This is a genomic window from Bradyrhizobium sp. LTSP857, assembly GCF_000938285.1.
GTDB lineage: Bacteria > Pseudomonadota > Alphaproteobacteria > Rhizobiales > Xanthobacteraceae > Bradyrhizobium.
In genome coordinates, this window is sequence record NZ_JYMS01000007.1 from 771,029 (window position 1) to 794,363 (window position 23,335).

Below are 23,335 nucleotides of genomic sequence, written 5' to 3' on the forward strand. Positions count from 1 at the left end.
GTCAATCATGCCCCGCGTCTACGTCTCCACTGTCGTCAATGCGCGCAACGACCGCGTTTGGGCGCGGGTGCGCGACTTCAACGGGCTGCCGAACTGGCATCCCGCGATTGCGGAAAGCCGCATCGAGGGCGGCGAGCCTTCAGACAAGATCGGTTGTGTCAGGGATTTTCGCCTGCGCAACGGCGACCGCATCCGCGAGAAGCTGCTCGGCCTTTCGGACTACGACATGTTCTGCACCTACTCGATCCTCGAATCTCCGATGGGCGTCGAAAACTATGTCGCGACGCTGCGCCTGACGCCCGTCACCGACGGCGACCAGACCTTTATGGAATGGACCGCCGAGTTCGACTGCACGCCGGAGCGAGAGACCGAGCTCGTCGGCAACATCGGCGGCGGCGTATTCCAGGGCGGCTTCGATGCCCTCAAGCGCGTGTTCGGAGGGTGATGGCGGTGCCGCATATCGTCAAAAGCACGATCCTGGACGCGCCGACCGATGCGGCGTGGTCGGTGCTCCGCGATTTCAACGGGCACGACCGCTGGCATCCGGCGGTCGCGACGTCCTCGATCGAGCGTGCGCACGCCTCGGACAAGATCGGCTGCGTCAGGCGGTTCAAGCTCAAGGACGGCGCGGAACTGCGCGAGCAATTGCTGGCGCTGTCCGATCTCGAACAGAGCTTCAGCTATTGCCTGCTCGATACCCCGATCCCGATGTTCAACTACGTCGCCCATGTCCGCCTGCTGCCGGTCACCGACGGCGACCGCACGTTCTGGCACTGGGAATCTCGTTTCACGACCAAACCGGAAGACCGCGACCGCATCACCCACATGGTCGCCGAAGACATTTATCAGGCCGGGTTTGAGGCAATCCGCCGCCATCTGAAGGAGGCCGCATAGATGGGCGTGACAGTGAAGGCTTTCACCAGCGCCAGTGAGGCGGCCGGGGCACTCTCCACCGACCGTAGCGCGCGCTATCTCGGCGGCGGCACGCTGGTGATGCGGGCGTTGAATGAAGGCGACGTCTCGATCTCGACCGTCGTCCGCGCGCAGGATCAGGCACTGACCCGGATCGATGCCTCAGGCCCGCGCATCACGCTGGGCGCCGGCGTCACCTTCGCGCGCGTCCTCGCCGAGCGCGATCTCGCCTTCCTGCATGCCCCGGCGCGCTCGATCGGCGGCCCCGCCGTACGCAATATGGGGACAGTCGGCGGCAATCTCTTTGCGCCGACCCCGTACGGCGACTTTACCGTCGCGCTGCTGGCGCTGGATGCTACCGTGGCCGTGCAGGGTGGCTTTGGCTCCCGGGATATCCCGATTGAAGAATTCCTGCAGGCGCGCGACCGGCAGGCCGGGACGCTGGTGCTGTCGGTGTCCTGCACCCGACCCGCCAGCACCGAGGCGTTCCGCTATCGCAAGATCGCCCGCATTAAGCCCAAGGGCGGCTCGGTCATCACGCTGGCCGCGCATCTGCCGATCAGCGGCGGCCGGATCGCGGGCGCCCGGATCGCGCTGGGCTCGATGGCACCGACGCAGATCCGGGCCCGCGCCGCCGAACGTGCACTGGAGGGCCGCTCGCTGGATGCCGCAACCATCGCTGCCGCTGCATCCGCCGCGACTGAAGGAACATCGCCATCCGACAACGCGCTCGGCAGCGCCTGGTATCGCCGTGAGATCGTCGGCGTCCACCTGCGTCGCCTGCTGTCGGGACAGGAATAGAGCCCCATGTCCAAGATACCTCTGCAATTCCGGCACAATGGCCGCGACGTCGCCATCTTCGTCGACGGCGGCACCAATCTCCTGGTCGCGCTGCGCGAGCTGATCGGCGACATGACGCCCAAATTCGGCTGTGGCCAGGGTGGTTGCGGCACCTGCAGCGTGCTGATCGACGGTGAGCTTCATCTCTCGTGTTTGACACTGGCGGAAACGGTGGGAGGTCGCTCGGTCGAGACACTCGACGGCATGAAGCAGGGTCCGAACCTGCATCCGCTGCAGCGCGCCTTCGCCGACCATTTTGCCGCTCAGTGCGGCTATTGCACGCCGGGCATGCTGATGGCCGCAAAGGCTCTGCTCGACCGCAACCCCTCGCCCAACCGCGACGAGGTCATTGAAGCGATTTCCGGCAATATCTGCCGCTGCACCGGCTACGAACCGATCATCAACGCCATTCTGGCCGTCGCCGGCGGCCGGGCCAGCGCCTGAAGGACGTCACCATGCTGGAACTGCGCAAGGACATCTTCGCCGACGAGCGCGACGATAATTTAAAGGAAATCGGCAAGGGCACCCAGCGTCAGGACATGCTCGGGCATGTCACGGGCACGTCGAGCTATTTCAACGACCACAAGCTGCAGGGCATGCTGCATCTGAAGGTCGTCCGCTCGACGCAAGCGCATGCCAGGATTCGCCGCATCGACATCACCGAAGCCGAACGCTCGGCCGGGGTGCGCCGGATCATTCGCGGCACCGACGTGCCGGTCAATCTCAACACGCTTCTCAGCCTGATCAATTTCGGCAAGGACGACGAGCCGTCGCTGGCAGTCGACAAGGTCCGCTACAAGGGCGAGCCGATCGTCGCCATCGTCGCCGACAGCGAGCGCGAGGCGTTCGAGGCGATCGCAAAGGTCAAGGTCGACTATGAACCGCTGCCGGCGGTGTTCGACGTCGAGGAAGCGCTCAAGCCCGGCGCGCCCGTCGTCAACGAGACCTATCCGAAGAACACTTTTACCTATCACGAGGTCTACGATCACCAGAAGCTGCGCTTTGGCGATGCCGACGCTGCCCTCGCAACCGCCGATCACGTGCTGGAGCAGCGCTACCAGATGTCGCCGATCGAGCACGCGCCGACCGAGACCAACGGCGCGATCGCGGCGCCCGACACCAACGGCCGCTACGTCGTCTACACCTCGACGCAGGCGCTGTTCTTCTCGGTCGACACCTGCGCAAAGATCCTGGACGTGCCCTCCAACACCTTCCACTTCATCGGCGGCACCGTCGGCGGCGGTTTTGGCGGCAAGGTCGATACGCTGACCGAGCCCCTCGCAATTCTCGGCGCGATGCTGACCGGGCGACCCGTACGCTACGTATTCGGGCGCGAGGAGGAGATGCAATACGGGCCGCCACGCGGCGCCGAACGCATCTACATCAAGGACGGCGTGATGCGCGACGGCCGCGTCGTCGCGCGAAAGATCCGATGCTATTTCGACAGCGGCGCCTATACGCGCCTGTCCAGCTACGCCGCCGTGAAATGCGCCGCGCATCTGCCTGGCCCCTACACTATCCCGAACGTCTATGGCGACGTCTATTGCGTCTTCACCAACCGGACACCAGCCACCGCCATGCGCGGCTTTGGCGTCACCGCGATGGACTTTGCGATCGAATGCCAGATGGACAAGCTGGCGCACCTCGTCAACATGGATCCAATGGAGTTCCGGATTCTGAACGCCTATCGCGACGGCGACATGAAGGCGCACCGGCGCGAGGCCAAGAACACCGCCCTGATCGAATGCGTGCAGGTCGCGGCCGAAAAAGCAAAGTGGCCGATCCGCGAGGAATTCAAGCGGGCCTCCTCGCGCAAGGACGGCGGCGGCAGCCGCGCCGTGATCCCGCCGACACCGGCGGATTCGCGCAGCCGGCCCATGGCTCCAGTGCAGCAGCGCACCAGCTATGACCGGCTCCCGCCCACCGTCACCCGCGAACCGCCGCGCGAGCCGCCACCGCCTGCTCCGCCGCCGCCGGCCGCGCCCTCGCATGGCGCAACCCGTTTCTCCTCCGTCCTCGGCACCAGGAGGCGCTAGATGACCCGGCATCGCGGACGCGGCATCGCGTCGATCAACTATCCCATCGGCATGAATCTCGGCGGAGACCCCAGCCAGGCACTGGTGCATTCCAACCCGAGCGGCAAGTTCACGGTGGCGCTGTCGTCCATCGATCTCGGCCAGGGCATGAAGTCGGTGACGCGGCAGATCTGCGCCGAGACATTGGGCGTGCCGGTCGAGGACGTCTACGTCGACACGGCCGATTCCGACACCGGCCCGCATTGCATGGGCTCGTTCGCCTCGCGCGGCACCCACCGCGTCGGCAATGCCGTGATGGCGGCGGCCCGGGAGGCACGCGGCGTGATGATGGAGGCTGCTGCCGAGGAGCTGGAGGTCAACGCCGCCGATCTGGAAACCGACGGGCGCGGCAATATCCACGTCAAGGGCGCGCCGCACCGCTCGATCTCGACCAAGGACGTCGCGATCGCCGCACAGTTCAAGCAGGGCAAGACGATCTCGGGCCGCGGCATCTTCCTGGTGCCGCTCTCCGCCGTCGATCCTGAAACCGGCGAGATGTCGCCCGCAACCTGCTACGCCCACGCCTGCCTCGTCGCCGAGGTCGATGTCGATGACGAGACCGGCGAGGTCGCGATGGTGCGGATGGATTCCGCGTATGAACTCGGCCGCGCGCTCAATCCGCGCCTCGTCGAGCAGCAACTCGTAGGCGGCGCCTGGATGGGCGTCAGCCACGCACTCTACGAGACGACCGAGCCTCACTATCCCGAGACCGTGCACGGCCCGCGCGACTTCGTCGAATATCTGATGCCCGGCCCCGGTGACATCTGCCCGCATGATATTGCCGTGTTGGAGCGTCCTGCCCCCGACGGTCCTTTCGGCGCCAAAGGCCCCGGCGAGATGTGCGCCAACCCGGTACTGCCGGCCGTTGCCAATGCGATCTTCAACGCGGTCGGCGTACGCATCGACGATCTGCCGATTACGCCTGAAAAAGTGCTGCGCGCGATCAAGGCCCAGGGCGGCGCACGGCCGCAGGCGCGGCGCTAGAGGTTTCGTCCATGGCGGTCCGCAGCAACATCGTCGGTATCGACAGCCCGGAGGCGCTGGAGAAGGCGCTACGCGCGGCCTATTACCTCGCCGACGAGGGCCTTGCGACTGCCGCCTATCTCGGCCTCGCGCTCGGCAAGCCGTTGCTGCTGGAGGGCGCGCCGGGTGTCGGCAAGACGGAGGCCGCAAAAGCCATCGCCGCCGTGCTCGGCCGCCGCCTGATCCGCCTGCAATGCTACGAGGGTATCGACGCTTCTGCGGCGCTCTACGAATGGAACTATCCTCGTCAGATGCTCGCGATCCGCCAGGCCGGCGACGAAAGCATCGACATCTACGGCGAGACCTTTTTAATCGAGCGGCCGATGCTCGCCGCCCTCCGCGCCCCGGACTCGACCGTGCTCCTGATCGACGAAATCGACCGCGCCGACCAGGAATTCGAGGCCTTCCTGCTCGAATTCCTCTCCGACTTCCAGATCTCGATCCCCGAGCGGGGAACCGTACGCGCCGCCGAGCGCCCCGTCGTCGTACTCACTTCAAACCGCACGCGCGACTTGCACGAGGCCCTGCGCCGCCGCTGCGTCTATCACTGGATCGATTATCCCACGGAAGAGCGCGAGGCTCGGATCGTTATGCTGCGCGCCTCCAGCGTCGCCGAAGCCACCGCCCGCGCCGTCGTCGCCGCCGTCGGCAAGCTCCGGCGTGAACCGCTCAGCAAGGCGCCTGGCGTCGCCGAGGCTGTCGACTGGGCCGAGGCCGCAACGCTGCTGAATAAGGGCGGCGCGCGTTGGCCCGACGCTTTCAAGCGCTCGATTGGCTTGGCGCTGAAAGACGAGGAAGATTTACACTTCATCTCGCCCCGGCTCGACGCCCTGCTCGCGGAGGCGACCGCATGAGCGCCGACCTCCAACTGCCACAGGCCGCCCGCATCTTCGTCTCCTTCGTCGCATTGCTGCGCGCCAACAGCTTTGCCGTCGCTCCGGAGCAGACGACCTCATTCCTCACTGCGATCGAGCTGCTCGGCCCGCGTGACCTCCGGGATATCAGGCAGGCGGCGCTGGCCACCCTCGCCCCACCGCCTGAGCGCCGCGTGACCTTCGACCGACTGTTCGATCTTCATTTCCGCGGCAGCGAGGCCATCGAGCACGCCGACGACGGCGAAGACGACGAGACCGTCCGGCTTCAGGAGGAAGGCCGCGGCGACGACGAGCCGTTGCTTTCCGACGAGGCGAATGAATCGGGGCTTACGGCGACCCGCACCGAGGCGCTGGTCGAGCGCCGCTTTGCGCAGCTCTCCACGACCGAAGCGCTCCGTCGGCTGGCGCGGGAGGCCCCGCGGCGCCTGCCGCGACGGCGCGGCCATCGCCGGATGCGCGCCCGCCGCGGTCCCTTCGCCGACCTCCGCCGCACCTTGCGCGACAGCGTCCGCAGCGACGGCGAGATTCTTCGCCTCGGTCACATGAAGCGGCGCCAGCGCCCGCGAAAATTCCTGCTGTTGATCGACGTCTCCGGTTCGATGAAGAGCCGCACCGAGGAGAACATGAAGCTCGCACACGCGCTGGTGCAGGCCGCGCCCAATGTCGAGGTCTTCACCTTCGGTACGCGGCTGACCCGCGTCACCCGGGCGCTGCGGCTGAAGCGGCGCGAGCAGGCGCTTAATGCGGCTGCCCATCTCGTGAGCGATTGGGACGGCGGCACCCGCATCGGAGATGCGCTGCAGGCCTTCCTCGCGGTCCCCCGCTTCGGTGGTTATGCGCGCGGGGCGGTCGTGATCGTCGTCTCGGACGGGCTGGAGCGCGGTGAGCCCGACGCGCTGCGCGACGCGGTCGCTAAATTGTCGCGGCGCGCCTGGCGCGTGAGCTGGCTGACGCCGCTCGCGACGGGCCCGGGCTTTCGCCCTCAGACTGAAGCGCTCATCGCTATCGAGCGCTTCGTCGACGATCTCGTCGACGGCGGATCGAGCGCGTCGATCGTCGCGCATGTACTGGCACTGGGACGGAGGAGAGTTGCGTGACCGAGATTGTGGACGGGCATCATCATATCTGGCGGCAGGTCGACTTGCCCTGGCTGACCGGCCCGATGCAGCCGCGCATCTTTGGGCCGTACGAACCGATCCGGCGCGACTATCCGATCCAGGAATATCTCGACGACCTCAAAGACAGCGGCGTCACCCGCTCCGTCTATGTCCAGACCAACTGGGCCAACGACCGTTTTGAGGACGAAGCAGCTTGGGTGCAGCAGACCGCCGACGAACACGGCTGGCCGCACGCGATCGTCGGTTATGCCAATTTCGCCGTGGACGACGTACGCCCGCAACTCGACCGGCTGAAGCGCTATTCCCTGGTGCGCGGGGTACGAATGCAACTGCACTGGCACGAGAACCCGCTCTATCGCTTCGCGGCAACGCCCGATCTCTGCATCGATCCCATGGTCCGTCGCAACGTCGCCCGTCTCGCCGACTACGGCTGGAGCTTCGATCTCCAGGTCTTCACGCCACAGATGCCGGATGCAGCGCAGCTCGTCGAATCCTGCCCCAAGGTGACCTTCATCCTCCAGCATGCCGGCATGCTCGAGGATCCCCGGCCAGCGGGACGCGCGGCCTGGCGCGCCGGGATGGCCCGGCTCGCGGCCTGCCCGAACGTGGTCTCAAAGCTCTCGGGCCTCGGCACCTTCGTCCATCGCAACGATCCCGCGCATATCGCGGCAGTGGTTGCAGACACGGTTGCGATCTTCGGCGCCGAGCGCTGCTTGTTCGGCTCCAATTTCCCAATCGAGAAATTGTGGACCAGCTATCGAGAGCTCGTCGACGCGTTTCGCGCGGCGACAGCGACGCTGAGCGCGGCGCAACGAGATGCGATCTTCAAGGACACAGCAACGCGCATCTACCGGCTTTAACCGACAAGAAACAGAATAGGGAGGGGAGCGAATGGCGCTGGAGATCAAGATCCTGGACTACGGCGATATTGAGCTGGAATCGAGCTTTCTGGTCCTCGGTCGCGATTGCGGCCGCACCCGCCGCGTCCTCACGCTCGGCTTTCTGATCCTCGGCGGCAAATATCCGGTCGTCGTCGACACCGGCTATCGCTCCAACCAGATCATGGAGACGCTGGGCATGCGCGGGTTGCAGTACCACGAACACATGATCGAAAACCAGCTGGCGCGCCACGGCGTGCGCATGGGCGACGTCCGCTTCGTCTGTCACACCCATCTGCACATCGACCACGCCGGCAAGGACGATTTGTTCCCGATGAATACGACCGTTGTCCTCAACCGGAAAGAACTCGAATATTCCGTCTCCGGCCTGATGCATCCGCAATATCCGGCACCCGACATCAAGCATCTGATCGACCGGCTGCACACCAAGAGTGCACTGAGATTCCTCGATCTCGAAATCACAGGCCCGATCGAGCTGATGCCCGGCGTCTATTGCGATGCCGCCAATGCCCACACAGAGGGCTCGATGAACATCATCGTCGAGACCGCCGACGGCATCGCCACCATCTGCGGCGACGTGATCTACGATTTCAACGACCAGATTGTGACACCCTTCAACGAGATCCACGACTGGGAGCCACGTACCACCGGCAACCACGGCACCTCCAAGCGCGCGGAGAAGGCCTCAATCAAGAAGCTGCTCAGCAATTCGCATTATCTGCTGCCGGTGCACGACAGGCCGGCCAAAATCGAGGGCGGCATGGTCGTCGGACGCCTGCACGATCAGGTCCCCGGACCGATCGTGCAGTCTCTGCCCGAACGCAACTGGTTCCCGGCCTGACGTTTCCTCAAGGATCAACCGATGACGCATGTCACCCTGCGCTCCGAATTCGAGACCCTGATCGACCCCTATGCGCCGGTCGCGCAGGTCGGCACGGGTTTTGATTTCACGGAGGGACCGATCTGGCATCCGGTCGATCACTACCTGCTGTTCTCGGACATGCCGGGCGATGTACGCCGGCGCTGGGACGCGAGGCGCGGCGTCGCCGAGGTCAAGCGCCCGTCGAACAAATGCAACGGCATGACCTACGACGCCGAGCTCAATCTGATCGTCTGCGAGCACGCGACCTCGTCGCTGATCCGCGAGCGGCCCGACGGGCGACGCGAGGTGCTGGCCTCGCACTTCGGCGGCCAGGAGCTCAACAGCCCGAACGACGTCTGCGTGCACTCGTCAGGTGCGATCTATTTCTCGGATCCCTGGTATGGCCGCATGCCGGTCTATGGCGTCGAGCGGCCGCGCCAGCTCGGCTTCCAGGGCATCTACCGCGTCGTGCCCGGCAGCGAGCCGAAGCTCATGGTGGAGCGCAATTTGTTCGACCAGCCGAATGGGCTGTGCTTCTCGCCGGACGAGAAGCTGCTCTATGTCAACGACACCGTGCAAGCGCTGATCCGCGTGTTCGACGTCAATGCCGACGGCTCGCTGTCGAACGCGCGCGTATTTGCAAGCGGCATCCGCTCCGAGCTTGAGCCGGGCGTACCGGACGGCATGAAGTGCGACCAGCATGGCAATGTCTGGGTCACCGCGCCTGGCGGAGTCTGGGTCTATTCCGCCCGCGCCGAGTTGCTCGGAAAAGTTCGCGTGCCCGAACTCGTCGCCAACCTCGCCTGGGGCGGGCCGGATTTCCGCACGCTGTACCTGACCTCGACGCATTCGGTCTACGCCATCCCGACCAGGGTCGGGCCACGCCATGAGCCCTATATGAGTGGCAGGCGCAGCGGCGGCGGCGCCACGAGCGCCGGCCCCGCGGCCGCAGCCCCCATCCTCGCCGACGGCGAGATGCGGCTCGATCCGGGCCGCTGCGCCATGATCATCCAGGATCTTCAGAACGATGTTATCATGGATGGCGGAGCGTTCGCCGAGTCAGGAGCGCCGGAGCACGCGAAGCAGCAGCATGTCGTCGAGAACGTCCGTCGCCTGGCGGAAGCTGCGCGTGCGCGCGGCGTGGCCATCATCCATGTCTGGTTCGTGGTCGAGCCCGGCGCGCCCGGCGTGACGCTGAATGCGCCGCTGTTCGAGGGTCTTGTCGACAGCAAGGCGATGGTGCGCGGCAGCTGGGGCGCGGCACCGGTTTCGGGCCTCGAGCCGCGGCCCGGCGATTTCGTCGTCGAGAAGATGCGGATGAGCGCCTGGGAAGGCACTCGGCTCGAGACGATCCTCAAAGCCACCGGGCGCAACATGATCATCAACACCGGCGCCTGGACAAACATGTCGGTCGAGCACACTGCGCGGACTGGCGCTGATAAGGGCTATTTCATGATCGTCCCTGAGGATTGCTGCTCGACCATGAATGCCGACTGGCACACGGCCTCAATCAATTTTGCCATGCAGAACGTCGCCGTCGTCACGCGGTCGAATACCGTCATCAAGGCGTTGGGATGAATAGTGGCGAAGCTCCTGCATCTGTCTTGCTCACCCCGCCCCGACTCCGAGTCAAGCGCCGGCGCGCGCGTCTTCCTTGACGGCTTTCGTCAGGCGCGACCGGATTGGGACATCGACGTTGTCGATCTCTGGCGCGAGCGCATGCCGGATTTCGCAGGTCCAATCGTCGAGGCCAAATATGCGCGGATGAAGGCGCAGGCTTTCAACGACGCGCAGCGCGACAGCTTCGCCGAGGCCGAACGGATGGCGTTGCGCTTCTCGCTGGCCGATCGCGTGCTGATCTCGACGCCGATGTGGAATTTCGGCATCCCCTACAAGCTGAAGCAATGGTTCGACATCGTCATCCAGCCCGGGCTGACGTTCCGCTTCGATCCGGTGCAGGGATATCTTCCGCTGCTGAAGAACCGCCCGACCATCGTGATCCTCGCCTCCGGCAGCGACTTCGCCACCGGCATGAACCGTGGCCGCATCGACATGGCAACGCCCTATTTGCGCGAGGCGCTCCGCTTCATCGGCGTCAGCGACGTGCGCTTCGTGCCGATCGGGCCGACCACCGGCCCGATGGACACGATCCTTGCCGCTCGCGAGACGGCGTATCGACGACTGGGGGAGATCGCTACACGGTTTTAATTGATTGAACCCGCGCCTTGGCCGTCACGATCTGCTCAAGTTGGCCCGCGTGAGATTTTTCTTGATCTCCCGATGCACACGTTGTGCACACGACGCCATCTAACTAACTGAAAAAATTGAACTCTCGCTCCAGTCTGACGCCGCGGCGCGGTCAGTCAGTCTGCTTACGCCGGTTGCTACCAAAAGCTTATCGAAGACGTACTGGCTTTCCTTTGAGCGGCAATTGGTGCGGAGCTAGCCAGAGCAGGTTGACGCATTCTGTTCATTCGCTTTAGAGACGAAGCGGCTCTTAAGCTGCTCAATTTCATTCATTGCTTCAGCAAGTTGAGCCTCACGCATTGCGAGCAGCCGCCGAAGTGTGCGAACTTCTTCGTCCGTTGAATGAGAATCCATGTGCGTCTCTCCGAGGCGATAAATTTGTCCTACGACTATTCGGCGGTGGCCTTAGAGCCATGCCGGGAACTAATCCTGCCATTCGCCGACGTAACCATCAGCTCAAGAATCGGCTGTCACTATAAGCGGCCCTCGTCCCGCAGGTTGCGGTTGACCAATGTGCGTCTGAGGGGTCTAAATTGTAGGCTCATATCTCCTCTCTCAATATTGCAATGCTTAGTCCCTGGATAGAATTTCGTTCGAAACGCCACGACGCGCAGGCGCGTGTTTTATGTGTCCCCTATGCCGGAGGGAGTGCACAAGTTTACCACATGCTGGCACGCAGTATGCCCGAAAACATCGAGGTTGGCGCGGTCCAGTTACCGGGACGCTGGGATCGTAGACGGGAACCCCTGTTGACCAAGGTTAGTGAAGCATCCCGGAATTTGGCCGACGAAATAACACGCCTGTCGCCGATGCCTTACGTCCTGTTCGGCTATAGCCTTGGAGGGCTTATTGCTTTCGAAACGGCGCGTATCCTGGCGCAAGATCCAAGGCTGCAGCAACCGCGAGCCTTGATAGTAGCAGCAACTGAAGCACCGGCGGAGAAGCCGGGCCGCCCGCACTTGCACACCCTTCCTGATGCCGAATTTATCAAGAAGCAAATCGGTCGGTATCCTGGCGGTATCTCTCCGGCTGTTCTTGCTGAAACAGACCTGATGGAGATGCTGTTGCCCATACTCAAGGCCGACATGAAAATGTACGAAACGTACCAGTACTTGCCTGCACCGGCACTTGCTTGTCCCATTTACGCAATGGCCGGAGACCACGACCCTGTATGCACGCCATCTGCAATGGCTGGCTGGGAAAAAGAAACGAGTGGGTCGTTTGCTACCGAAACTGTCGCAGGAAATCACTTCTTCATCAATAACGCAGTCGACCGCGTGCGTGCGACGATCTTGAAAGCTCTGCAATAACGGACCTGTGCCAGACGACGCTTCAGGCATATCCTGTTCGCATCGCCAGCCTCGCTTAAGAAGCGCCGCCTTTGTTGCTTAGAGACGATCGAGAGCGTTGCTTCTATTCCGCCGCGCCCGAGCCCGTGCGGTCGTATTGAGCCGCCTCCGCACGCAATTTGAAACGCCGAGTCTTGCCCGTCGCAGTCTTCGGCAATTCTGTGCGGAACTCGATCCAGCGGGGGTATTTGAAAGTCGCGAGCTGCTTGCGGCAATGCTCACGGAGCGCAAGCGCCATTGCTTCGTTCGGCTTGCCGGACGGCTTCAGAATTACGAATGCCTTGGGCCTGATCAGGCCATCCTCATCGGGCCAGCCTGCGACGGCCGCTTCGAGCACGTCAGGATGACTTAGCAGCGCACCTTCGACCTCGATTGGCGACACATAAATTCCGCCGACCTTCATCATGTCGTCACGACGCCCGCAATGCGAATAGTAGCCGTCCTTGTCCTGGATGTATTTGTCGCCCGAACGAAGCCATTCGCCTAAAAACGTCGAGCGGGATCGCTCACGATCGTTCCAATACATGATCGCGGTGGTCGGCCCCCGAACCTGCAGCTCGCCCATCTCGCCTTGCGCGACAACGGCGCCAGCCTCGTCAACGAGACGGATCTCAAAACCCGGCACGGGCTTGCCGCTGGTGCCGTAACGCACCTCTCCCATGCGGTTGCACAGGAATGTGCTGATCATTTCGGTAGACCCAAGGCCGTCAAGTATATCGACGTCAAAGCGTTCGCTCCAGGTCTGCCCGATACTGACCGGAAGCGCCTCGCCGGCGGAAAGACAACATCGAAGTCTCAGTGCTTCGCGCTCCACCGGATCCGCCGCGAGAAACGCCGTATAGAAAGTCGGCACCGCAAAGAACACGGTAATGCCCCGCATTCGCATCAGGTCCGCGACCGAGTTGGGAGTCGGGCGCTCCGATGCCAGCACCGTCGTCGCACCGACCGAAAGCGGATGAACCATCGAATTGCCAAGACCATAGGCGAAGGACAGTTTCGACACCGAATAAACGACGTCGTCCGCAGTGAGGCGGAGTACGTGGGCGCCGTAGCAAGAGGCGGTATATCCCAGGGTGGCATGCACATGCACCGCAGCCTTCGGCGTTCCGGTCGAGCCCGACGTGTAAAGCCAGAAGCACACCTCGTCGTTGACGGTCGGCGCGGCATAATCGGTTGCAACGGCCGCCTGCAGGGCATCCTCGAAGAGTGCGTGCCCAAAACCCTGGCTGCCCGACACGAGAATGTGCTCGAGGTCCGGAGCCGCGTCGATCAGATTCGCAAACAGCGGGTATAGCTCCTCTGACACGATCAGCAGGCGGGCGCGACTATCCGCCAGTATCGTACGGTATTCAGCCTCACCCAGCAGCGTGTTGACTGGAATCACAACGACACCCGCCTTGACGGCGCCAAGAAAAGACGTCGGCCAGTCGATCGTGTCGGGGAGGCAAATCAAAATGCGCTGCTCGCGCTGAATGCCAAGACCGCGCAGCAGATTGCCAAATCGGGCGACCCGCTCAGCAAGCTGGCCATAGCTCCAGGTCCCACGCTGGTCGATATAGGCGGTCTTGCCGCCCCGCCCCGCGTTCAGGTTTCGCGCAAGGACATCTTCAGCGAAGTTGTAAAGACGCGGGATAGCCACATCCGCGCTGCCGTCGATGTCCAGATCGGGAGTGTTCAGAACTCGAGTATTCATGCTCTTCACCATGGACCTCACTCGAACACAGCGCGGACTAAAAGTTCCGTGCGTCAGATCACGTTTTGACTTTCCGAATGTCCCGGATTTGCCGCTGCATCAAAAGCATAGAAACGATTGCAGCCGCCATGAAGCCGAAAACGATCCAGCGACTGCTCACGCCCACGATGTCGTTCAAGAGCGACATGTCACCCTTCGCAGCCAGATAAGCCGCCACACAAAAGGCAATGGCCCAGATTCCGTAAAGCACAGCCCTCGTTTGCATGCTCTTCAAAGCGGGATTGAAGAACCGAAACGATGCCGTGAGGCTGGCGGCATCCGTCAACATACGGCCCGTACGATACTTGGACGCCAGCACGATTTCTGGCCAGCGATAGATCCCTTCCCTTACATCGGAAACAAGACCTTGCGTAAAGAATTCCGGCAAATCGGAAAGCCAATCGTAATCGGGCGCCAGATCAGAGACGACCGCGTCGACGGTCATGATGGTCTTGTAGTAGATGCTCAGCTCCTGCGGCATGAGGATCCTGTGACGCCGCGCAATCGTCATGGTGCCCGTCAACAATTCGGTGGTCAGCTGCCGCACATCCGCCCCCGCAATATCCAGGGCAAGTCGATACATTTGGTACGCGATGAAAAACTCTTCCCGCGCTTGACGCAGATCGGTATCCTCCGATGGAACGAGCAGTTTGAAATTTTCTACTACGGCCTGCTCGATATTCCTTCGATACAGATTAATAAAGACCTTGGAGAGTGCGGATCGGAACTCCTTGGACAGTCGACCGGTCGCACCGAAATCTACAAATCCGATCCTATTTCCCCGGAGCACGAAAACATTGGCCGGATGGGGATCTGCGTGAAAGATGCCATCACGGAAGATTTGGTTGTAGATCGACCAGAAGTAATTTCGCGCGATCCTCTTGAGGTCGTCGGGCTCCAAATTCAGATCACGCAAAGCTTCAGGATTCTTCGATCGCGCCGCGTTGCTAACCTCCAACAACGAGATGCCCTTCAGCAGCTTGGTAGCCAGAACGCGCCGTGAGCAAAACTCAAAACGAACCTCAGCACAGACCTGGATTGGATCGTGCTCAGATCGGGCCTGTATTCGAAAGGAATTTCTCGCCTCAGTCGTAAAATCCAATTCCTCTCGGCTCCACTTCTCGAATTCTTCCGAGAAGGAACGAAGCGCGGTTCCTCCTAATGAATCCATGAGGCCGACCAGGTAAGATATCATCCGGAGGATGCGAAAGTCGGCTTCAAATTGTTGCTCGACGCGAGGCCTTTGCACCTTGATTGCGAGCTTTTCGCCATCGTGCGCGATCGCGATGTGGACCTGGGCGATCGAAGCGGTCGCGTGCGGAATGGGATCGAACGACGCAAATATCTGCTCAGGAAACGAACCAAGCTCGCGCAAGATCACCTGGCGGATCGCTTCGTATGGAACGGTCGGGGTCCGGTTGAGAAGCTTCAACAGTTCGGTGCAATATTCATTCGGCAGCAAATCGAACCGCAACGCGAGTGCCTGCCCGATCTTTATCCAGGCGCCACCTAAGTCCTCCAAGAGAAGGCGCAGGCGCACTTCGGGCGGAACTACTACTTTTCCTGGCCAAAATTTGGGGCGGATATAGAAACGGAAGGCAGCCGAGACGATTTGGCAAAGACGGCGCGCGCCCAAAAACACGTGGCCAATTCTATCGATCAATTGCTAATCACTCATCACGAGTCAGATCACGACAAACAATATATGCCAATGCCAATCTTTAGCACGATGCGACCGGATTTGTACAGTCTTGGGCTTTGCCTCGACAGGCAATCTGGGCAGCGAGTTGAGTGACGATCGGGACAGCGAGCATCACAGTTCAGCCGAGGACGTCTCACGCGAGCCGCCCACAATCACCTTGCACGCACATGCAACGGAACCTAGGATTGCGGCGGCGATGATCCGCCTCCAAGTGGCGCAACGGTCGCTTGCGCGGATAACACGCGGTGGAGCAGATGCCCGATTTCTTCAGAACGATAGCGCGCCTGTTCCAACTGATGCTTTTGCTGGCGCGGTATCAATTGCCTGCGACATTGACCTTTCGGTCGAGCCCACGGAAATCGGCGCGCGCCCTGCGCGCAGTGTTTGAAAAACTGGATTTCACCTTCGTGAAGCTCGGTCAGGCTCTGGCTCTTCGTTTTGACCTGTTGCCGGCGGACTATTGCCTGGAACTCTTACAAGTCACCAACGAAGTGGCGGCGGAAGATTATTCGGCAATTCATCAAATCATCATTGAAGATCTCGGTCGTTCTCCCGACGAGATTTTTAGCGCGTTTGAGCGCATCCCCTTTGCCGTCACGTCGAGCGGACAGATTCACCAGGCGACTTCTCGCAGTGGCGTGCGGCTCGCGGTGAAAATACAGAATCCGGTCACACGAAGAAAATACATCACGGATATTCGCTTGATGCAGTGGCTTGCCGCGCCGCTGGATTGGGCAGGAGCTTTTGGGGCCAATTCAGTTGCTGCCTATGTCGATGAATTTGCGCGCGCTCTATTTTCGGAACTCGATCTCGCGGAGGCTGCGCGCAACGCGACCGTCATGTCGGAGTTATCCAAGGACGATGAAGCCGAGCTCAGCTTCACGGTTAGAAAAGAATACACCGCCAAACGTATCTTGACCTGGGAGTTCGTCGACGGGATACCCGTGCGACAAATCTTGAACGCAATTCAACAGAACGACCGGCAATACCTCGATAAGCTCAAGGATCAGCACTATGATCTGCGTCTTATCGCCCGACGTATTTACTGGAGTACGCTCAACCAGATCTATCGGGACGGGCTTTTCCATTCCGACCTGAGTCCTGCCGGCATCCTGATCCTGCCCGACAATCGAATAGCCTATGTCGACTTTGCCGTCGTTGGACGATTCACAGAGGAGCATCAGGATTCATTTCGTTTCTTCATGCAGTACGTGCTTCGTGAACAATTTGACGACGCAATGGATGAGCTGTTGCGGTGGATCGAAGGCACACAGAACAGGGACCTCGCCGGATTTCGCCGGGATATGTCCGTCGTATTTGAAGACTATCTGGACGGTTTTCGTAGTCCCGTCGGAAGTGTAACTTGGCTGGCCGCCAGAAATATCGTGGTTCGGATGATGTCTGTCATACGACAGCACGGCTTATCTATTCCCGCTACGGTTTCACTGTACTTGCGGACTTTGCTGACGCGGGACGCAATCGTATTTGAGCTCTCGCCCAACTGCGATCCATTGGCGGACGAAGCGCAATTTATGGTACGCGCCGCTCGCATCGACGTTGGCGAGGTATTCAGGCAACGAGAACTGATTGGAAGCGTTACCGAGACTTGGGGAGAAGCGAAGGAGATCGTAGCTAATCTAAGTAAGCTGCTGACATCCGGCCGCTCGATCGAAGTATCGCTCCGAATGTTGCAGACTCGCCTCTTGCAGTATGGCATTTGGACAGCCTTGATCGGCACAATCGCATCTCTCGGATTCCGAGAGGATGCTTTCGCGAGCCTGAATGCTGCACTCGGGGTCGGGCAATATTTCATTCCGGGAACGCTACTTTTCTGCGCTTTTATTTTTATGCTGTTGGCTCTCCGTCAGGGACGCAAGCTTGCTGCTATCGAGCAATCTAGCGTGATCGGGCAAGAGGTGAGCCGGCGCAGCCTTGGGCGAGTGCGGTAGCTTTCTTCAGTCAGCACACTCAAGCCTCCGGTCGATGCTTGAATTGCGCGCTCCTGAAGTCGCCACAACCATGAGGCGGTCGTTGTCACAAGAAACGGAGCGTTCCATGCCGGATCAGGGCACTCCGGGGAATGTGACCAAAGCCACACAAACGCCCCAAGCAACGTGCGAACACGAATTTCGATCCGTGCCTGCTCGACTGGGGGCGGATGGACAAGTCTTTAAGACATGCTATCCTTTGTTGATCCATATTGGAGATTGTTTCATGAGCAAGGCTTCGACGGAGTCCCGGCGTTCCGACAGCGCTTCCGATACCTTTAGCGAACACGAACCGTGGTCGGTTCCTGAGACTGATATTGCAGCTTGGGCCGAGCGCGAGAAGAAGCGCCGGCAAGCATGGCTTGAAGGCCCGAACGAAGAAGAAAAGCAGGCATGGGCTGATGCCGAGCGGCAACGCCGCAAGCGCCAGTACCGTGATGATTTGTTGGACATTGATCTTTTTGACATCGATCTTGACGAAGGTCGGCGCTTCGCCGACCGCATGATGGCCGGCTTTACGAACCGGATGGTCGATACACCCCTTCGCAAGCTGGGCGACTTGCTTCGCGAGGGGCGAAATGTCGAGTCTCGTCGAACCGAACCGCTGCGCAGGCGTCGCCGGGTGCATCCTGACGATATTGATTGAGATAATTGCCGACCGTTGTGTGCGAGCACCGCACACAACGGTCGTCGTTTGACCTGTGAAGGATTCGATGAGCAGCTCGTTCAGGTGTCTGGGCGGGCTCTTTTTTTGAGTGACCGAACCAATCGTGCCTCGATCCTTGTTTTTATCGTTTTGAGTGATCGGCTCTGAGTTCGACCAGGTTCATGCTGTCCTGATATCCTCGCTGAGCGAACCGCCGCTTGGTGCGGCCTATTGATGTCGCTCTCGCCTTCCTGACTGCATGCGGAAGTGTGTCATAAGTCACATAACTTTACAGCTCCCCCTGACTATTTTTGTCTGCTTGGAGCGGCTTCCCATCCCGGGATAAGCTCGCGCGCGAGGGACGGGTGACCGGGCGGGTTTCGACGCCGCTTGTCCGTCGTTGGGACGTCGACATGAGAGCAGTTAAATTCACTGGGGCGGCGGTGGTCGCCGTCATCATCGTGATCGCGCTCCTGCTGGTGGTCGGGATCCCCTCGGGCTTCCTGACCTCGACGATTGCCTCGCGCGTCGAGCAGGCGAGCGGCTATCGCCTGTCGATCGACGGCACCACGAAGATCAGCCTGTGGCCGACGCTGAACGTCGCCTTGAGCGACCTCACGCTCCAGAACCCCAAGGACCGCAGCGGCATCACGCGCCTGACCATCGAGCGCGTGCAGGTCGACATGTCGTTGTCCAGCGCATGGTCGGGCCGTCCGAAGATCAGCGAGATCGTCGTCACCCATCCGGTGCTCTATTTGCCGATGCTGCGCGATCGCCTGCCGAATGCCGATGCATCGCCAGCGGCGCTTGCGCCCGACATGGATGGTGCGACCATCGACCGTTTCAAGATCAGCAACGGCGAAGTCGCATTCTCGCGCGTGCGCGATCGCGTCGACAGCCGCATCACGGCCATCAACGCCGACGCCATCATGGGCCGCGACCGCACGATCAAGGTCACCGGCACGGCGCGCATCAGCGAGCACCCGACCAGGTTCGACATCAAGGCGACCACGCCGGCGCCGCCGGTCGAGCGGCAGACCACGCCGGTGGATTTCGTCATCGACATGCCGGACGTGCTGTCCTCGCAGCTCGCAGGCCATGCCGAGCTGCGCCTCAACGGGCCGATGGTGATGATCAACGGCGTCAACGGCACGCTCGGCGATGGCGCCTTCAACGGCTGGGCCTCGGTCGACATTGCCAGCAAGCCTTTGGTGAAGGTCGATCTCGACTTCCAGCGGCTGACGATTCCGCTGGCAAAATCGCCCGAGGGCGCGACCGCGCAGCCCTGGAGCGATGCCCCGATCGATGTCTCCGGGCTCAACTATGTCGATGCGCAAATCAGGATCTCGGCCAACGAAGCCATCATCGGCCAGGCGCGCCTTGCGCCGCTGGCGCTCGATGCAAAACTCGCCGGCGGCATCTTGAAGACAGGCACCGCCAATCTCGGCGCCTATGGCGGCCAGGTCTCGGGCGAGATGATCCTCGATGCAACCTCCGGCGCACCGAGCTTTGCCATGCATTCCGACATCGTCGGCGTGCGGGCGCTGCCGCTGCTGCAGGGCCTTGCCGAGTTCGACCGGGTCGACGGCAAGATGCAAGCCAAGCTCGCTTTGCGCAGCGCCGGCCCCAGCCAGCGCGCGCTGATGGCGAACATGCAGGGCACGGCCTTCGTCACTTTCCAGGACGGCGCCATCCGCGGCATCAATGTCGCACAGATGATCCGCTCGCTGACGACCAGCAAGCTGTCCGGCTGGCAGGACAGTGAGGCAGGGAGCACCGAGCAGAGCACCGATTTGTCGCAACTCTCCGCCTCCTTCCGCATCGACAAGGGCCAGGCGGTGACGACCGATTTCAACCTGGTCGGACCGCTGGTGCGCATCACCGGCGCCGGCACCATCGCACTCGACACCAAGATGCTGGGCTTTCGCGTCGAGCCGAAGCTGGTCATGACCACCGAAGGCCAGGGCCGCACCTCCGAACCGGTCGGCTTCGGCATTCCCGTGATGATCTCGGGCTCCTGGTCGCAGCCGCAGATCTATCCCGACATGAGCGGCATGATGGACAATCCGGATGCCGCCTATGCCAAGCTGCGCGAGATGGGCAAGGGTCTGTTCGGGCCTGACGGCGCCGGGCTCGGTAACATGTTGAGCAATCTTGGTGGTAATTTTGGGCTCGGCGGCGCCGCGCCGGGCGGCGGCAACGCAGCAGGCAGCGCCAACCCGCAGATGAAGCTGCCGGGGCCGGACAGCCCACTCGGCCAGGCCATCGGCAATATGATCCAGCAGGGACTGTCCAACAGCCCTCTGTCCACCCCCCCTGGAACCGGCATCCGCAGCCGCGGCCTGCCGGGAACACCGACCACGCCGGCACCGCAGGCCTCGCCCGCGCCGCCGACCCAAGCCCCGTCGACCCAAGCCCAGCCGACTCAAGACCAGCCGACTCAAGACCCGCCGGTCGCGCAGCAGGACAGCCAGCCGATGAACGACGTGATGCGGCAGCTCTTCAATCGGTGATGTTCGGACCAACGCTTCCAGACTCCAATGCGGTCCTTACACCCGCACCCCCTCCACTTCTTCATCCGAACGGATGAGAAGGACGGCTGCGGCATTTGGGCCGCCGCCGGCCATCCCCGCCCGTCCCTTGTCGGCTCCTTGCCGGTTCCCTGGCCCAAATTGTGATAGAAGGTCGTAAGGGCCCGTGCGGCCCATAGCGCCGGCGTCCGTCGCGGCGCGAGAGGATCCGGATGGCAGGAGCGAAAGGCAAGATTCGGTTTCTGCGCGAGGGCCTGTTCGCCAAATACGTCGTCTCCCTCGTCGGCCTCGTCGTGTTCGTGCTCGCCGTCAACGGCGCGATGGAGACCTGGATCTCCTACCGCGCCACCACGACGTCGCTGACCGACGCCCTCGGGGACAAGGCGCAGGCCGCCGCAAGGCGCATGGAGCAGTCGGTCTCCGAGCTCGAACGCCAGATCAGCTGGGTGACGCGGGCAAGCCAGGACACGCTCGAGAAGCGCCGCGCCGACTACGCCCAGCTGCTGCATCAGGTCTCGGTCGTCTCCCAGCTGTTCCAGCTCAACGGCGACGGCCGCGAGGTGCTGCGCGTCTCGCGCCAATCGACCACGACCGGCAGCAATGCCGATCTCTCCCGCGACATGCGCTTCACCGACACGGTCGCGCGCGGGGTGAGCTATTCGCCGGCCTCTTTCGTCGATCAGAAGCCGGTGATATCGATCTCGGTGGCGCATTCCGGCTTTAATGCCGGCGTCACCGTGGCCGAGATCGATCTCTCTTTCCTCTCCGACTACCTCGCCGATGCCCAGCTCGGCAAGGCCGCCTTCGCCTATGTGGTCGACGCTCGCGGCCGCGTGCTCGCGACCTCGTCGAAGGGCCCCGATGTCGGCAAGGATCTGTCGAAGCTGCCGCAGGTCGCAGCCGCCATCGCCCCCGGCCGCGACGGCGATACGTTCGGCACCGACTTCAATGGCCATTCGGTGCTGACCGCCGCGAGCACCGTGCCGAAGCTCGGCTGGAACGTGCTGTTCGAGCAGCCGACCGCGCAGGCGCTGACGCCGATCCGCGACCAGCTCGTGCGCATTGCGCTGCTGATCGGCATGGGGCTGTTGGTCGCGATCCTCGCCGGCACGCTGCTGGCGCGCCGCATGATCATCCCGATCACGGCCTTGCGCAACGGTGCACACAAGCTTGGCGAGGGTGACTTCAGCCACCGCATCGACGTGCACACCTCCGACGAGCTGGAAGAGCTCGCCGGCCAGTTCAACCGCATGGCCGGCCAGCTCCAGGAGACCTATACGGACCTCGAGACCAAGGTCGAAGAGCGCACCCGCGATCTCGCGCAGTCGATCAACGAGCTGAAGGTGCTGGAAGAGGTCGGCCGCGCGGTCGCCGCCTCGCTCGACCTCAACGCCGTGCTGCCGACGATCGCCGCCCGCGCGCTGGAGATCAGCCATGCCGATGCGGTGCTGATCTACGGCTATGATGCGGACGCGCGCCGCTTCGACCTGGTCGAGGCCAACGGCATCGACAAATCGGCCGACGGCGCCCACATCACGATCGAGGAAGGCGAGAACATTTTGAGCGATGCCGCCAGGAGCGGCGAGCCGATCGCGCTTGCCGATCTCGACCACGCGCCCGAGCAGCCGCTGCGCGACGCCGCGGTCGATGCCGGCTTCCATTCGGTGCTGGTGGTGCCGCTGGTGGACCAGCAGGGCACGCTCGGCTCGCTGGTGGTGCTGCGCCGCGTCCGCGGCGCGTTCGAAGGCAGCCTCATCGGCCTGATGCGGACCTTCGCCAACCAGGCGGTGCTGGCGATGCGCAATGCGCGGCTGTTCACTGAAGTTGACCACAAGAGCCATGCGCTGGAGACCGCGCACGAGACCGTGCGCGACCAGGCCGACAAGCTGCGCGAGCAGACCGAGCAGCTCAAGGACTGGAACAAGTCGCTCGAAGAGCGCGTCGAGACCCAGCTCAGCGAGATCGAGCGGATCCGCAAGCTCGAGCGTTTCCTGGCGCCGCAGGTGGCGCAGCTGATCGCCTCCTCCGACAGTCCCGAGGGGCTGCTCACCAGCCAGCGCCGCGAGGTGACCGTGGTGTTCTGCGATTTGCGCGGCTTCACCGCGTTCACGGAAGCGACCGAGCCGGAAGAGGCGATGAACGTGCTGCGGGAATATCACGCCGCGCTCGGCACGCTGATCTTCAAATATGAGGGCACGCTCGACAAATATGCCGGCGACGGCGTCATGATCCTGTTCAACGCGCCGATCCAGTTCGAGGACCACACCAGGCGCGCCGTGAAGATGGCGGTGGAGATGCGCGACACCATCGGGCCGCTGACCGAGCGCTGGCGCAACCGCGGGCATAGCCTCGGCTTCGGCATCGGCATTGCGCTCGGCTATGCCACGCTCGGCCAGGTCGGCTTCGAGCAGCGGCTGGAATATGCCGCGATCGGCAGCGTCACCAACCTCGCCTCCCGCCTCTGCGGCGAGGCCAAGGCCGACCAGATCGTGGTCAGCCGCCGCGTCTACGGCATCGTCGAGCAATGGGTCGAAGC

General features: G+C 62.3%; 20 protein-coding genes. 17 read left to right on the forward strand and 3 right to left on the reverse strand.

Going from position 1 to position 23,335, the window contains the following annotated elements; translation table 11 throughout:
- The first annotated feature begins 7 nt into the window (after positions 1-7).
- Genes UP06_RS05220 through UP06_RS05275 form a run of 12 tightly spaced genes read left to right on the forward strand, consistent with a single transcriptional unit; the run spans position 8 to position 10,812 of the window.
- Entirely contained in the window at positions 8-445 is a 438-nt protein-coding gene (locus UP06_RS05220) for an SRPBCC family protein (protein ID WP_045001005.1), read from the forward strand.
- A 5-nt stretch (positions 446-450) separates the two neighbouring features.
- Complete coding sequence (locus tag UP06_RS05225; protein ID WP_045001215.1) at positions 451-894, forward strand: SRPBCC family protein; 444 nt, start codon at positions 451-453, stop codon at positions 892-894.
- Positions 895-1,713 (forward strand): FAD binding domain-containing protein, encoded by an 819-nt coding sequence (locus UP06_RS05230; RefSeq protein WP_045001007.1) that lies wholly within the window; start codon positions 895-897, stop codon positions 1,711-1,713. It abuts the gene before it with no gap.
- Between the two features lie 6 nt (positions 1,714-1,719).
- The gene (locus UP06_RS05235; protein WP_045001009.1) at positions 1,720-2,196 is read left to right on the forward strand and encodes a (2Fe-2S)-binding protein; all 477 of its coding nucleotides are present in this window, start codon (positions 1,720-1,722) and stop codon (positions 2,194-2,196) included.
- Between the two features lie 11 nt (positions 2,197-2,207).
- Positions 2,208-3,788, forward strand: coding sequence for a xanthine dehydrogenase family protein molybdopterin-binding subunit (locus UP06_RS05240; RefSeq protein ID WP_045001011.1), 1,581 nt, complete (start codon positions 2,208-2,210; stop codon positions 3,786-3,788).
- Positions 3,789-4,811 carry a xanthine dehydrogenase family protein molybdopterin-binding subunit gene (locus UP06_RS05245; protein WP_045001013.1) on the forward strand — a complete coding sequence of 341 codons (1,023 nt, stop codon included), beginning with the start codon at positions 3,789-3,791 and terminating at the stop codon, positions 4,809-4,811.
- An 11-nt stretch (positions 4,812-4,822) separates the two neighbouring features.
- Positions 4,823-5,704 carry an AAA family ATPase gene (locus UP06_RS05250; protein ID WP_045001015.1) on the forward strand — a complete coding sequence of 294 codons (882 nt, stop codon included), beginning with the start codon at positions 4,823-4,825 and terminating at the stop codon, positions 5,702-5,704.
- A complete protein-coding gene (locus UP06_RS05255) occupies positions 5,701-6,822 on the forward strand; it encodes a vWA domain-containing protein (protein ID WP_045001017.1) in 1,122 nt (373 codons plus the stop codon). Before UP06_RS05250 ends, UP06_RS05255 begins: the two co-directional genes overlap by 4 nt.
- Positions 6,819-7,703: an amidohydrolase family protein gene (locus tag UP06_RS05260; RefSeq protein WP_045001018.1), complete on the forward strand. Its 885-nt coding sequence runs from the start codon at positions 6,819-6,821 to the stop codon at positions 7,701-7,703. The genes UP06_RS05255 and UP06_RS05260 overlap by 4 nt, the downstream gene beginning before the upstream one ends.
- Before the next feature lie 31 nt (positions 7,704-7,734).
- Positions 7,735-8,583 carry an MBL fold metallo-hydrolase gene (locus tag UP06_RS05265; RefSeq protein WP_045001020.1) on the forward strand — a complete coding sequence of 283 codons (849 nt, stop codon included), beginning with the start codon at positions 7,735-7,737 and terminating at the stop codon, positions 8,581-8,583.
- A gap of 21 nt (positions 8,584-8,604) precedes the next feature.
- Positions 8,605-10,182: an isochorismatase family protein gene (locus UP06_RS05270; protein ID WP_045001022.1), complete on the forward strand. Its 1,578-nt coding sequence runs from the start codon at positions 8,605-8,607 to the stop codon at positions 10,180-10,182.
- A gap of 3 nt (positions 10,183-10,185) precedes the next feature.
- The gene (locus UP06_RS05275) at positions 10,186-10,812 is read left to right on the forward strand and encodes an FMN-dependent NADH-azoreductase (protein WP_045001024.1); all 627 of its coding nucleotides are present in this window, start codon (positions 10,186-10,188) and stop codon (positions 10,810-10,812) included.
- A gap of 234 nt (positions 10,813-11,046) precedes the next feature.
- On the opposite strand, the gene UP06_RS40610 is transcribed toward UP06_RS05275, so the two are convergent.
- Positions 11,047-11,205: a hypothetical protein gene (locus tag UP06_RS40610; RefSeq protein WP_156162771.1), complete on the reverse strand. Its 159-nt coding sequence runs from the start codon at positions 11,203-11,205 to the stop codon at positions 11,047-11,049.
- 212 nt (positions 11,206-11,417) lie between these two features.
- On the opposite strand from UP06_RS40610, the gene UP06_RS05280 reads away from it, so the two are divergent.
- Positions 11,418-12,161 (forward strand): thioesterase II family protein, encoded by a 744-nt coding sequence (locus UP06_RS05280; protein ID WP_045001026.1) that lies wholly within the window; start codon positions 11,418-11,420, stop codon positions 12,159-12,161.
- A 103-nt stretch (positions 12,162-12,264) separates the two neighbouring features.
- On the opposite strand, the gene UP06_RS05285 is transcribed toward UP06_RS05280, so the two are convergent.
- Both UP06_RS05285 and UP06_RS05290 read right to left on the reverse strand, forming a co-directional pair.
- Entirely contained in the window at positions 12,265-13,905 is a 1,641-nt protein-coding gene (locus UP06_RS05285) for a benzoate-CoA ligase family protein (protein ID WP_245305403.1), read from the reverse strand.
- A gap of 46 nt (positions 13,906-13,951) precedes the next feature.
- A complete protein-coding gene (locus UP06_RS05290; protein WP_082081248.1) occupies positions 13,952-15,595 on the reverse strand; it encodes an ABC1 kinase family protein in 1,644 nt (547 codons plus the stop codon).
- A 293-nt stretch (positions 15,596-15,888) separates the two neighbouring features.
- On the opposite strand from UP06_RS05290, the gene UP06_RS05295 reads away from it, so the two are divergent.
- The 4 genes from UP06_RS05295 to UP06_RS05310 all read left to right on the forward strand — a co-directional run.
- Complete coding sequence (locus tag UP06_RS05295) at positions 15,889-17,583, forward strand: ABC1 kinase family protein (RefSeq protein WP_156162772.1); 1,695 nt, start codon at positions 15,889-15,891, stop codon at positions 17,581-17,583.
- Between the two features lie 265 nt (positions 17,584-17,848).
- Positions 17,849-18,268: a hypothetical protein gene (locus UP06_RS05300; protein ID WP_045001031.1), complete on the forward strand. Its 420-nt coding sequence runs from the start codon at positions 17,849-17,851 to the stop codon at positions 18,266-18,268.
- Between the two features lie 413 nt (positions 18,269-18,681).
- Complete coding sequence (locus UP06_RS05305; protein ID WP_045001033.1) at positions 18,682-20,781, forward strand: AsmA family protein; 2,100 nt, start codon at positions 18,682-18,684, stop codon at positions 20,779-20,781.
- 230 nt (positions 20,782-21,011) lie between these two features.
- Positions 21,012-23,335: adenylate/guanylate cyclase domain-containing protein (locus UP06_RS05310; protein WP_045001035.1), on the forward strand; the 2,324-nt coding region annotated here is incomplete at its 3' end.